The 12,652-nt window shown below is 75.1% G+C and carries 9 protein-coding genes; 7 read left to right on the plus strand and 2 right to left on the minus strand.

The annotated features are described in order from the left end of the window. Positions 1-252: 252 nt before the first annotated feature. Genes ACSNOD_RS20305 through ACSNOD_RS20330 form a run of 6 tightly spaced genes read left to right on the plus strand, consistent with a single transcriptional unit; the run spans position 253 to position 8,307 of the window. Positions 253-1,938, plus strand: a complete 1,686-nt coding sequence (locus tag ACSNOD_RS20305) for an acyclic terpene utilization AtuA family protein (RefSeq protein ID WP_436768408.1) — start codon at positions 253-255, stop codon at positions 1,936-1,938. Continuing rightward, on the plus strand, positions 1,935-3,533 hold the full coding sequence (locus tag ACSNOD_RS20310) for an acyl-CoA carboxylase subunit beta (RefSeq protein ID WP_436768409.1): 1,599 nt from the start codon (positions 1,935-1,937) through the stop codon (positions 3,531-3,533). The genes ACSNOD_RS20305 and ACSNOD_RS20310 overlap by 4 nt, the downstream gene beginning before the upstream one ends. Positions 3,534-3,564: 31 nt before the next feature. Beyond that, entirely contained in the window at positions 3,565-5,502 is a 1,938-nt protein-coding gene (locus ACSNOD_RS20315) for a biotin carboxylase N-terminal domain-containing protein (RefSeq protein WP_436768410.1), read from the plus strand. After that, positions 5,499-6,668, plus strand: coding sequence for an acyl-CoA dehydrogenase family protein (locus tag ACSNOD_RS20320; RefSeq protein WP_436768411.1), 1,170 nt, complete (start codon positions 5,499-5,501; stop codon positions 6,666-6,668). Before ACSNOD_RS20315 ends, ACSNOD_RS20320 begins: the two co-directional genes overlap by 4 nt. Before the next feature lie 50 nt (positions 6,669-6,718). Continuing rightward, positions 6,719-7,606, plus strand: a complete 888-nt coding sequence (locus ACSNOD_RS20325; RefSeq protein ID WP_436768412.1) for an enoyl-CoA hydratase family protein — start codon at positions 6,719-6,721, stop codon at positions 7,604-7,606. 41 nt (positions 7,607-7,647) lie between these two features. Then, the gene (locus ACSNOD_RS20330; RefSeq protein ID WP_436768413.1) at positions 7,648-8,307 is read left to right on the plus strand and encodes a TetR/AcrR family transcriptional regulator; all 660 of its coding nucleotides are present in this window, start codon (positions 7,648-7,650) and stop codon (positions 8,305-8,307) included. Between the two features lie 86 nt (positions 8,308-8,393). On the opposite strand, the gene ACSNOD_RS20335 is transcribed toward ACSNOD_RS20330, so the two are convergent. Further along, entirely contained in the window at positions 8,394-9,494 is a 1,101-nt protein-coding gene (locus ACSNOD_RS20335; protein WP_436768414.1) for a citrate synthase 2, read from the minus strand. Between the two features lie 457 nt (positions 9,495-9,951). On the opposite strand from ACSNOD_RS20335, the gene pdxH reads away from it, so the two are divergent. Further along, on the plus strand, positions 9,952-10,575 hold the full coding sequence (gene pdxH, locus ACSNOD_RS20340; protein WP_436768416.1) for a pyridoxamine 5'-phosphate oxidase: 624 nt from the start codon (positions 9,952-9,954) through the stop codon (positions 10,573-10,575). Between the two features lie 72 nt (positions 10,576-10,647). Here pdxH and ACSNOD_RS20345 read toward each other — a convergent pair whose 3' ends face one another. Beyond that, positions 10,648-12,204 (minus strand): PAS domain-containing protein, encoded by a 1,557-nt coding sequence (locus ACSNOD_RS20345; protein WP_436768415.1) that lies wholly within the window; start codon positions 12,202-12,204, stop codon positions 10,648-10,650. Between the last annotated feature and the right edge of the window lie 448 nt (positions 12,205-12,652).

A 12,652-nucleotide genomic window follows, 5' to 3' on the forward strand; every position in this document is an offset into this window, starting at 1 on the left:
CCCGCACGGTGCGCCGCCGAGGAGGTACCCCGGTGCGGCACCGACCCCCGCACGGACAGAGCGCACGACCGCAACCACCCGCTCCCGCCCCTTCGGGGCGGGGAAATGGGGCTTCGCCCCGAAGGGGCGGGCTTTTTACCCCGGCCTCCGGCCAGGGTGAGGTGGTGGTCCCCGCACCGAAGGCGCGGGAAAACGCGCTCACGTCACAGGCGACGTGAACGTGGACGTCGCGCAAACCCGCCGGGAGGGCACATGCGCATAGGAAACGCCTCCGGTTTCTACGGAGACCGCTTCGCCGCCGTCCGCGACATGCTCACCGGCGGCCCCCTGGACGTCCTGACGGGCGACTACCTCGCCGAGCTGACGATGCTGATCCTCGGCCGGGACCTGGCCCAGGACCCGGCCCGCGGCTACGCCACCACGTTCCTGCGGCAGTTGGAGGAGGGCCTGGGCCTCGCCGCGGACCGCGGCGTGCGGATCGTCGCCAACGCCGGCGGCCTCAACCCCGCCGGCCTCGCCGAGCGCGTCCGCGAGCTGGCGGACCGCGTCGGCGTCCCCGTGCGCGTCGCCCACGTGGAGGGCGACGACCTGCGGGGCCGCGCCGAGCGCGCCGGCTGGGGCCCGAACGTGCTCACCGCCAACGCCTATCTGGGCGGCTGGGGTATCGCCGCCTGTCTGCGGGCCGGCGCGGACGTGGTGGTCACGGGGCGGGTCGCCGACGCCGCCCTGGTGTCCGGGCCGGCGGCCGCGCACTTCGGCTGGGCGCCGGACGACTGGGACGCGCTCGCGGGCGCCGTGGTCGCCGGCCACGTCCTGGAGTGCGGTGCCCAGGCGACGGGCGGCAACTACGCCTTCTTCACGGAGCACGACGTCCGCCACCCCGGCTTCCCGCTCGCAGAACTGCGCGAGGACGGCTCCTGTGTCATCACCAAGCACCCCGGCACCGGGGGCGCGGTGACGGTCGAGACGGTCACCGCTCAGCTGCTGTACGAGACGGCGGGTGCCCGCTACCCGGGGCCGGACGTCACGGCGCGCCTCGACTCCGTACGGCTGGCGCCCGACGGTCAGGACCGTGTGCGCGTGTCAGCAGTACGGGGCGAGCCTCCGCCGCCGGACCTCAAGGTGGGCCTGACGCGCCTGGGCGGCTGGCGCAACGAGGTCGTGTTCGTGCTCACCGGGCTCGCGGTGGAGGAGAAGGCGGCCCTCGTGCGCGAGCAGATGGACGCGGCCCTGGCCGCGCGGCGCCCCGCGGAGGTGCGCTGGACCCTGGCCCGTACGGATCACCCGGACGCTCCGGCGCAGGAGGAGGCGAGCGCCCTGCTGCGGCTGGTGGTGCGCGACGCCGACCCGGAGGCCGTGGGGCGGGCGGTGAGTGGCGCCGCCGTCGAGCTGGGCCTCGCCGGCTACCCCGGCTTCCATCTGACCGCCCCGCCGGGCAAGGGCGCCCCGTACGGCGTCTTCGAGGCCGTGTACGTCCCCGCGGGCGGCGTACCGCACCGCGCGGTCCTCCCGGACGGGCGCCGGGTCGACGTGCCGCCCGCGCCCGCCTCCAAACCGCTGGCGGCCGTGGCGGAGCCGCCGCTGCCCCCGCCGCTGCCCCCGGGGCCTGTCCGGCGCGCGCCCCTGGGGCTCGTGGCGGGGGCGCGCAGCGGCGACAAGGGCGGCGGCGCGAACGTCGGTGTGTGGGCGCGTGGCGAGCAGGGCTGGCGGTGGCTCGCGCACGCCCTGACCGTCGAGCGGTTCCGGCAGCTGCTGCCGGAGACGGCCGCGCTGCCCGTGGTCCGCCATGTGCTGCCGGACCTGCGCGCGCTGAACTTCACCGTCGACGGGCTGCTCGGCTCCGGCGTGGCCGAGCGGGCCCGCTTCGACCCCCAGGCGAAGGCGGTGGGGGAGTGGCTCCGCTCCCGTCACCTGGACATCCCGGAGGTGCTGCTGTGACGTTCCTGCGCTCCGCGCTGGACACCGCCTCGCCCGACTACGCGGCCCACCGGGAGGCCATGCTCGCCAAGCTGGAGCAGCTCGGGGCGGAGCACGCGAAGGCGCTCGCGGGCGGCGGCGAGAAGTACACCGAGCGCCATCGCCGCCGCGGCAAGCTGCTCCCCCGGGAGCGCGTGGAACTGCTGCTCGACCCCGACACGCCCTTTCTGGAGCTGTCGCCGCTGGCCGGCTGGGGCAGCGACTACACGGTCGGCGCGTCCCTGGTCAGCGGGGTCGGCGTGGTGGAGGGCGTCGAGTGCCTGATCACCGCGAGCGACCCCACCGTGCGGGGCGGGGCGAGCAACCCGTGGACGCTGCGGAAGGCGCTGCGCGCCCACGAGATCGCGTTCGCCAACCGCCTGCCGGTGATCGGACTCGTCGAGTCCGGCGGCGCCGACCTGCCCAGCCAGAAGGAGATCTTCATTCCGGGCGGGGCGATGTTCAGGGACCTCACCCGGCTCTCCGCGGCCGGCATCCCCACCGTCGCCGTGGTGTTCGGCAACTCGACCGCGGGCGGCGCGTACATCCCGGGGATGTCCGACCACGTGATCATGGTCAAGGAGCGCTCGAAGGTCTTCCTCGGCGGGCCGCCGCTGGTGCGGATGGCCACCGGCGAGGAGAGCGACGACGAGTCGCTGGGCGGCGCCGAGATGCACGCCCGGGTCTCGGGGCTCGCCGACCACTTCGCCCTGGACGAGCCCGACGCCCTGCGCCTGACCCGGCGCGTCGTCGCCCGCCTCGGCTGGCGCAAGGCGCACCCCGACCCGGGGCCCGCCGAGTTGCCCGCGTACGACGAGGAGGAGCTCCTGGGGATCGTCCCCGAGGATCTGAAGGTGCCCTTCGACCCCCGGGAGGTCATCGCCCGGGTCGTCGACGGCTCGGACTTCGACGAGTTCAAGCCCCGCTACGGCGCCAGCCTGGTGACCGGCTGGGCCCGCGTCCACGGCTACAGCGTCGGCATCCTGGCCAACGCCCAGGGCGTGCTGTTCAGCGCCGAGTCGCAGAAGGCGGCCCAGTTCATCCAGCTCGCCAACCAGCGCGACACCCCGCTGCTGTTCCTGCACAACACCACCGGCTACATGGTCGGCCGCGCCTATGAGCAGGGCGGCATCATCAAACACGGCGCCATGATGATCAACGCGGTGTCCAACTCCCGGGTGCCGCACCTGTCCGTGCTCATCGGGGCGTCCTACGGCGCCGGCCACTACGGCATGTGCGGCAGGGCCTACGACCCGCGCTTCCTGTTCGCCTGGCCCAGCGCCAAGTCGGCGGTCATGGGGCCGCAGCAGCTCGCCGGGGTGCTCTCCCTCGTCGCCCGCCAGTCCGCGGCGGCCAGGGGGACGCCGTACGACGAGGAGGCGGACGCCACGCTGCGCGCCATGGTCGAACAGCAGATCGAGGCGGAGTCGTTGCCCGCCTTTCTGTCGGGCCGGCTCTACGACGACGGGGTCATCGACCCCCGCGACACCCGTACGGTGCTCGGCCTCTGTCTGTCGGCGATCCACACGGCACCCGTGCGGGGCACGCGCGGTGGCTTCGGCGTCTTCCGGATGTGACCGGACGGGACCGGATGGGAGGGGAACAGCCATGATCGGGACACTGCTGGTGGCCAACCGCGGGGAGATCGCCCGCCGGGTCTTCCGCACCTGCCGGGACCTGGGCATCGCGACGGTCGCCGTGTACGCCGAGCCGGACGCGGGCGCGGCACACGCCCGGGAGGCCGACGCCGCAGTACTGCTGCCGGGCACCACCCCGGCCGACACCTATCTGCGGGCCGACGCGCTCGTGCGCGCCGCCCGCGCGGCAGGCGCCGACGCCGTCCACCCCGGCTACGGCTTCCTCTCCGAGGACGCCGGCTTCGCACGCGCCGTTCTGGACGCCGGGCTGACCTGGGTGGGGCCGCCCCCCGAGGCCATGGCGGCGATGGCCTCCAAGACCCGCGCCAAGCGGCTGCTCGCGGAGGTGGGCGCGCCCCTCCTCGCACCCGTACGGGCCGAGGACGCCCGTACGGCAGACCTGCCGCTCCTGGTGAAGGCGGCGGCGGGGGGCGGCGGCCGCGGCATGCGGATCGTGCGCCAACTGACAGAACTGCCGGAGGCGCTGGACGCGGCCCGGGCCGAGGCGGCGGCGGCCTTCGGCGACCCGGAGGTGTTCCTGGAGCCGTACATCGAGCGGGGCCGCCATGTCGAGGTGCAGATCCTCGCCGACACCCATGGCACCGTATGGGCCGTCGGCACCCGGGACTGCTCGCTCCAGCGCCGCCACCAGAAGGTCGTCGAGGAGGCCCCGGCGCCCGGCCTGCCCGAGGGGACGAGCGCCGTACTGTGCCGCACCGCCGTCGACGCCGCCCGCGCCCTCGGCTACACCGGCGCCGGCACGGTCGAGTTCCTCCTCGCCCCCGACGGCCGCCCCTACGTCCTGGAGATCAACACCCGGCTCCAGGTGGAGCACCCGGTGACCGAATGCGTCCACGGCATCGACCTGGTGGCCCATCAGATCGCGATCGCCGAGGGCGAGCGGCTGCCCCCCGAGCCGCCGCCGGCCCGCGGGCACGCCGTGGAGGCCCGCCTGTACGCCGAGGACCCCGCCCACGACTGGCAACCCCGTACGGGCCCGCTGCACCGGCTCGCGGTCCCCGAGGGGCCGGGGCTGCGGCTGGACTCGGGCGTCACCGACGGCGACGAGATCGGCCCCCACTACGACCCGCTGCTGGCCAAGGTCGTCGCCTGGGCCCCCACCCGCGCCCGGGCGCTGCGCAAGCTGGCCCACGCGCTGCGCCGCGCCCGCGTCCACGGCCCGGTCACCAACCGCGACCTGCTGGTGCGCGCCCTGCGCCACGCGGACGTCCTGGCCGCCCGCGCGGACACCGGGTTCCTCGAACGCCACCGGGCCGAGCTGGCGGCCCCCGAACCGCACGAGGCCGTCTCCCTGGCCGCGCTGGCGGCCGCCCTGGCCGACGCCGCGCACCGGGCCCGCGCCGGGGCCGTCCCGGCCCGCCTGGGCGGCTGGCGCAACCTGCCCTCCGCGCCCCAGGTCAAGAGCTACCGGCACGAGCCGTACGGCGCCGTCCACGAGGTCCGGTACCGGCTCACCCGGGACGGGCCGCGGGCCGACGACCACCCCTCCGTACGGCCGCTGTCCGCGACGGCCGACCGGGTGGTGCTCGACCTCGACGGCATCCGGCACACGTACGAGGTGGCCGCCTACGCCGGCGGGCGGGTGCACGTCGACACCGCCACCGGTTCCTGCGCGTTCACCGTACTGTCGCGCTTCCCCGAGGCGGCCCCCCGTACGGAGCCCGGCTCCCTGCTCGCCCCCATGCCCGGCACGGTCGTCCGGGTCGCGGACCTCGCCCCCGGCGACCGCGTGCGGTCCGGACAGCCCCTGCTCTGGCTGGAGGCGATGAAGATGGAGCACCGGGTCTCCGCGCCAGCCTCCGGCACCCTCACCGCCCTGCACGCCGCCCCCGGCCACCGGGTGGAGGTCGGCACCCTGCTCGCCGTCGTACAGGAGGACCCGTCATGAGCGCCGCCCTGGTCGAGTCACAGGAACGCAAGGACCTGCGCGCGGCCGTGGCCGCCCTCGGCGCGCGCTACGGCAGGGAGTACTTCGCCGACGTCATCCGCGACGGGCGACACGCCGATGCCCTCTGGGCCGAGGCGGCCGGGCTCGGCTACCTCGGCATCAACCTCCCCGAGCGGTACGGCGGTGGCGGCGCCGGCATCGGAGAACTGGCCGTCGTCCTCGAAGAGCTCGGTGCCGCCGGCTGCCCCCTGCTGATGCTCGTCGTCTCGCCCGCCATCTGCGGCACGGTCATCGCCCGTTTCGGCACCGACGAACAGCGCGCGCGGTGGCTGCCGGGCCTGGCCGACGGCAGCCTGAGAATGGCCTTCGGCATCACCGAGCCGGACGCCGGCTCCAACGCGCACCGCCTGACCACCACCGCCCGCCGCGACCCGGCCACCGGCGACTGGCTGCTGACCGGGCGCAAGGTCTTCATCTCCGGCGTCGACATCGCCGACGCGACGCTCGTCGTGGGCCGCACGGAGGACGCGCGCAGCGGCAGGCTCAAGCCGTGTCTGTTCGTCGTGGAGCGCGACGCGCCCGGATTCACCCGGCGGCCCATCGACATGGAACTCCACGCCCCCGAGAAACAGTTCGAGCTCGTCCTGGACGATGTGCGGCTGCCCGCCGACGCCCTGGTGGGGGACGAGGACGCGGGCCTCCGCCAGCTCTTCGCCGGGCTCAACCCCGAGCGGATCATGACTGCGGCCTTCGCGCTCGGCATGGGCCGCTACGCGCTCGCCCGCGCCGTCGACTACGCCAGGACCCGCCAGGTGTGGCGCGAGCCCATCGGAGCGCACCAGGCCATCGCCCACCCGCTCGCCCAGGCCCACATCGAGCTCGAATGCGCGCGGCTGATGACCCAGAAGGCCGCGCACCTGTACGACGCGGGCGACGACACGGGGGCGGGCGAGGCCGCCAACATGGCGAAGTACGCGGCCGCGGAGGCGGCCGTGAAGGCCGTCGACCAGGCGGTCCACACCCTCGGCGGCAACGGCCTCACCCGCGAGTACGGGCTCGCGTCCCTGATCACCGCCGCTCGGGTGGCCCGGATCGCCCCGGTCAGCCGGGAAATGATCCTGAACTACGTGTCCCACCAGTCCCTGGGGCTCCCCAAGTCGTACTGAGCCCGTGTCCCCGACCTGTGCCCCCCGAGGTCTCCCGAGAGGAGTACTCCGTGACGCGTCCCCAGGACCGCGTGGTGCGCCGTACCACCGACCGTGGCATCACCACGCTGACCCTCGACGCCCCGCACCACCGCAACGCGCTCTCCCGGCGGATGGTGGCCGAGCTCAGTACGGCGCTCGCCGAGGCCGCGGAGGACCGTGCGACGCGCGCCGTACTGCTCACGCACACCGGCACCACGTTCTGCGCGGGCGCGGACCTGCGCGAGGCGTCCGCGGCACCGCCGTCCGGAACGGCACCCGGGGAGGCCGGAACGGGCGCGGCGGGGACCGAGGGCGGCGGGTCACCGGCCGACGCGCTCCTCGCTCTCGCCCGGCTGCTCCGTACGGTCGTCGAGCTGCCCAAGCCCGTGGTCGCCCGGGTCACCGGGCACACCCGGGCCGGCGGCCTCGGGCTGCTGGGCGCCTGCGACCTCTCCGTGGCCGGCCCCGGGGCGAACTTCGCGTTCACCGAGGCGCGCCTGGGGCTGGCGCCCGCGATCATCTCCCTGCCGCTGCTGCCCCGCCTCGACCCCCGGGCCGCCACCCGCTACTACCTGACCGGTGAGCGGTTCGGCGCGGCGGAGGCGGCCCGCATCGGGCTGATCACCCTGGCCGCGCCGGAGGGCCCGAGCGGCGGGAGGGCGGCCGGAGGCACTCAGGGGACGGCCGGCGACGAGGCCGTCGACGCCGCGCTCGCCCCTCTGCTCGAAGGGCTGCGGCGGGGCTCCCCCCAGGGGCTGGCCGCCTCCAAGCGCCTGCTGACGCGCCAGGTGCTGCGCGCCTTCGACCGGGACACCGAGGCCCTGGCCGCCGAGTCCGCGCGGCTGTTCGCCTCCGCGGAGGCGCGCGAGGGCATGACGGCCTTCCTGGAGCGACGGGACCCCTGGTGGACGGCGTGAACGGCGTGAATGGTGGGAATGGTGGGAATGGCGTGAGCGGCATGAGTGGCGTGAACGGCGCGGCCGCCGGAGAGCCGGACGGGGCCGCCGGAGGGTCGGACGCGCTCGCCCAGGGGCCCAAGCAGGACCGCAGCAGGGCCACCCGGCGCCGGCTGCTCGCCGCCGCCGTCGCCTGCCTGGCGGACCACGGCTGGCACGGCAGTACGGTCGCCGTCGTCGCCGAGCGCGCCGGCGTCTCCCGGGGCGCCGCCCAGCACCACTTCCCGACCCGGGAGGACCTCTTCACGGCCGCCGTCGAGCACATGGCCGAGGAGCGCTCGGCGGCCCTGCGGTGCGTGCTGGGTGGCGCGGGGGGAGCACCGGGCCCCGCCCGCACCCACGCCGTCGTCTCGGCCCTCGTCGACCTCTACACCGGCCCCCTGTTCCGCGCCGCGCTCCAGCTCTGGGTGGCGGCCGCCCGCGAGGAGCCTCTGAGGGGCCGTGTGACGGCCCTGGAGGCGCGCCTGGGCCGGGAGACGCACAGGATGGCCGTGGAGCTCCTGGGGGCCGACGAGAGCGCGCCGGGCGTGCGCGAGACGGTCCAGGGCCTGCTGGACATGGCCCGCGGTCTGGGCCTGGCCAATCTGCTCAGCGAGGACGCGCCCCGGCGCGACGGCGTGGTGGCCCAGTGGTCGCACCACGTCCACACGGCCCTGCGGTGACCGCCGGTCCGTACGCCCCAGGGCGACGGCCGCGTCCGTACGGCCCTGGGCTGACCGCCGCGACCGTACGGCCCCGCGCCGGGCACTCAGCGGGCGATGTCCTCGTACCCCTCGATCTCCCGCGGGTCGCGCGAGCCCGGACCGACGTAGCGGGCCGACGGCCGCACCAGCCGCCCCGTCCGCTTCTGCTCCAGGATGTGCGCGCTCCACCCCGCCGTACGGGCACAGGTGAACATCGACGTGAACATGTGCGCCGGCACCTCGGCGAAGTCCAGCACGATCGCCGCCCAGAACTCCACGTTGGTCGCCAGCACCCGGTCCGGGCGGCGGGCGTGCAGCTCCTCCAGGGCGGCCTGCTCCAGGGCGCGCGCCACCTCGTAGCGCGGCGCGCCGAGCTCCTTGGCCGTACGGCGCAGCACCCGGGCCCGCGGGTCCTCGGCGCGGTAGACGCGGTGCCCGAAGCCCATCAGGCGCTCGCCCTTGTCGAGGGCCTGCTTCACATAGGCCGTGGCGTCGCCCGTGCGCTCGATCTCCTCGATCATGCCGAGCACCCGCGAGGGCGCGCCGCCGTGCAGCGGCCCGGACATGGCGCCGACGGCCCCGGAAAGCGCGGCGGCGACATCGGCACCGGTCGAGGCGATCACCCGGGCCGTGAACGTGGACGCGTTCATGCCGTGCTCGGCGGCCGAGGTCCAGTACGCGTCGACGGCGGCGACGTGCTTGGGGTCGGGCTCGCCCCGCCAGCGGATCATGAACCGCTCGACCACGGACTGCGCCTTGTCGATCTCCCGCTGGGGCACCATCGGCAGCCCCTGGCCGCGCGCGGACTGGGCGACGTACGACAGCGCCATCACGGCGGCGCGGGCGAGGTCGTCGCGGGCGGTGCGCTCGTCGATGTCCAGCAGCGGTTTCAGGCCCCAGACCGGGGCCAGCATGGCGAGCGCCGACTGCACGTCGACGCGGATGTCACCGGAGTGGACGGGGATCGGGAAGGGCTCGGCGGGCGGCAGGCCGGGGTTGAACGCGCCGTCGACCAGCAGACCCCAGACGTTGCCGAAGGAGACGTGGCCGACGAGGTCCTCGATGTCGACACCTCGATAGCGCAGCGCGCCGCCTTCCTTGTCCGGTTCGGCGATCTCCGTTTCGAACGCGACGACTCCCTCGAGTCCGGGTACGAAGTCGGACATCAGGCGGCTCCTCGTGATGTGGTCGACATGCGGCTCATGGCCAAAAGTGCCAGGTTCTGTCGGTCCCGGTGCGGTTACGCGGCCGATGGCGGCTCGCGTTCCGTCCGGGTACCCCCGTGATGCCCCGCCCGGGCGGCACTCATCCGGCCACGACGGCGGGGAGTGCGGACTCGGGAGGGGGTCCTGCGGCCGGTCGGGCCACCGGCGGGGGCGCACGACACGGGTCGGAGCGGTCGAAGCGGTCGGTACGGGTCGTTCGCGGCCGGACACGCGCCTCGCGCGGGCATCCGGGGGGTGTCCCGGGGGCGCCGGGCCCCAGCCGATGATTTTGTCGGTCCTGGCGGCCCCGGGGAAGCGTGAGATGCGGCACACGGTGCCACGACACCGCGATGAGCCGCGCACGAGCGCAGTACTGCAAGATGAACGCGTGTCACATGCCGACCTTGATCCCGCCGACATGCGTGTCCACTACACGACCGAGGGCCTGGCCGAGGCCGACCTCGCCCCCGACCCCGTCCAGCAGTTCACCCGCTGGTTCGCCCAGGCCGCGGAGGGCGGGCTGTTCGAGCCCAACGCCATGGTGGTCTCCACCGCCGACACCCGGGGCCGGCCGAGCTCGCGCACCGTACTGCTCAAGCAGTTCGACGAGCGCGGGTTCGTCTTCTACACCAACTACGGCTCGCGCAAGGGACGGGAGATCGCCGGGAACCCGTATGTGTCGCTGCTGTTCCCCTGGTACCCCCTCGCCCGCCAGGTGATCGTGTCGGGGACGGCGGAGCGCACCGGCCGCGACGAGACGGCCGCCTACTTCCGCACCCGACCGCACGGCTCCCAGCTCGGCGCCTGGGCCAGCGAGCAGTCCTCCACGGTGGCCTCGCGGGCGGAACTCGATCGCCTCTACACCGCGTTGGCCGACCGCTACCCGCCCGGGGAGCAGGTGCCCGTGCCGCCGGAGTGGGGCGGCTTCCGGGTCGTCCCGGAAACGGTGGAATTCTGGCAGGGGAGGGAGAACCGGCTGCACGACCGGCTCCGCTATGTGCGGACCGACACGGGCTGGCACGTCGAACGCCTCTGCCCCTGACGGGGCCCTCCCGTGTGCCGCCCGGGGGAGTGCTCAGCGCCGGTCGGCGGGCGGTCGCCGGTCGGCGGACGCTCAGCGCCGGACCAGCGCCGCCAGATCGAGCGCCGCCGCCACCCGCAGGGCCACGTCCTCCGCGTAGGCCGCGTCCGTACGGTCGAAGGGGCGCCGCGCCGGGCCCCGCAGGAAGGTGACCACGCCCAGCGTGCGGGCCCTGCTGCGCAGTACGGCGCACAGGGCGTGCACGGTGTCCTCCGGCCACTGCCGGGCCCGCGCCCACTGGCGGGCCGCCGCCCCCTCCGTACGGCCGGCACCGGCCCGTACGGAGCCGCAGCGCTCGACCGCCTGGAGCGCCGGGTGCCCCTCCACGTACCGCACCGGGATGGTGCCCGAGGCGACCGGCGAACAGGGGCCCGAGCCGCCCGCCGGCGTGGCCGCGGCCCGCACCAGCCGCAGCGGCTCGCCCTCCGCCAGCAGATCGAGCAGCGCGTGGTCGGCGAACCCGGCCAGCGAGAAGTCCAGATGGACCGTGGCCGCCTCCAGGGGGTTCTCGCACTCCGCCGCCGCCAGCCCGGCCCGGTGCGCCTGATGGCCGCGGAAGCGCAGCAGCGAGCCCTCCTGCTCCAGCCGCTTGGCCTCCGTCACGTCCTGGAAGAACCAGCCCACGCCCAGCGGCACCGGCTCCTCGGCGAGCGGTGAGGCGAGCCGCAGGAACCCACTGCGCCAGCAGCGCCGCGCCCCGGAGCCGCCGGTGCCGCCGCGGGCCGATCCGCCGTACGACCGCGCCCCGGAGCCCGAGGCCCCGGACCCCGCCGTCCCGGAGCCCGACGCGCCCCGGTGCGGCCCCTCGCCCTCGTCCTCGCCGTGCTCGTCCGCGTCCGCGCGCAGCGTCACCCACAGGTCCACCGGGGCCGGCGGGCCGCCCTCGGCCAGGACGTGCTGGAGGGCGTTCTCCAGTTCCTCCACCCCGTGGACGAGCAGATCGCCCAGGGGGCGGCCCAGCATCGCGCCGCGCGCGGTGCCCAGGGCGCGGGCCGCGTGCGCGTTGACCACCGCCGGCCGCAGATCGGCGTCCACCAGCACCACGCCCCAGGCCGCGTCCTCGAGGAGCGCCTCGCTGAGCGCGATGGAGCGCTCCAGGTCGATCTGGGCGTGCACCTCGCTGAAGGCGCAGTAGACGCCCGCCGGGCGGCCGTCCGCGCCTCGCACGCCCGCCGACTGGGTGCGCACCAGCACCCGGCCGCCGTCCTTGGTGACCAGGGCGAACTCATGGACCAGCCGCCCCTTGGCCCGCATGGCCTCGAACAGGCGGCCCTGCACGTCGTCGGCGTCCGCGCTCCGTACGGCCCAGCCGGCGAACCCCTTGCGGCCGACGGCCTCCTCCGCGCTCCAGCCGAGGATGCGCTCCGCCTCGCGGTTCCAGTGGGTGATCACCCCGTCGGCGTCGAAGGCGCAGAGCGCGGCGTCCATGCCGTCGAGAAGGGCGGCCAACAGGTCGGAGTCGTCGTGCTCCTCCGGGTCGTCGGGCCGCGGCGGCCGGCCGGACCGAGGGCCCCGGGGCCCGTCGGGACTCGCGCCGGAACCCGCCCCCGACATCGCGCCGGCGCCGGAGTCCGGGCCGGTGGAGCGCATAGGGCCGGAAGGCCGGGAAGCAGTCACCTGGCACCCCCTGCTGGACGTGGCTGCGTGTGCCGCACGTCGGCTCATTCAACTCGAACGTGACTCAGCCCACACCGTGTTCCCGGAAGTTGCCGCAAGTTCCCGGCGATCGTCCCTCGCCGTGCCCAAAAATTCGATTGCCCGTACGGAGCGGCGGTGCCTAGCCTTGCGGCACACGAGAAGGGAGGTGGTTCGGCAGATGTATGAGATCCGGACGCGTGAGGTGGCTGCGGGCTGACGGCCCGTCGTCGCGCTCAGCGCACACCGGGCCGGCGCGCGGGTTCTCCCGTACGCGAGCCCAATCCCGAGCAGTCACCCGATCCGCGGGCCGCCGGTTCGTCCGACCGGCCCTCCCGTGCCCCGAGGCACCGGAGGAGCAGCCCGCGGATCGCCCTTTTCGGCCCCGGCCCCGCCCAGGTCC

Source organism: Streptomyces sp. URMC 123 (assembly GCF_051386515.1).
Taxonomy (GTDB): domain Bacteria; phylum Actinomycetota; class Actinomycetes; order Streptomycetales; family Streptomycetaceae; genus Streptomyces.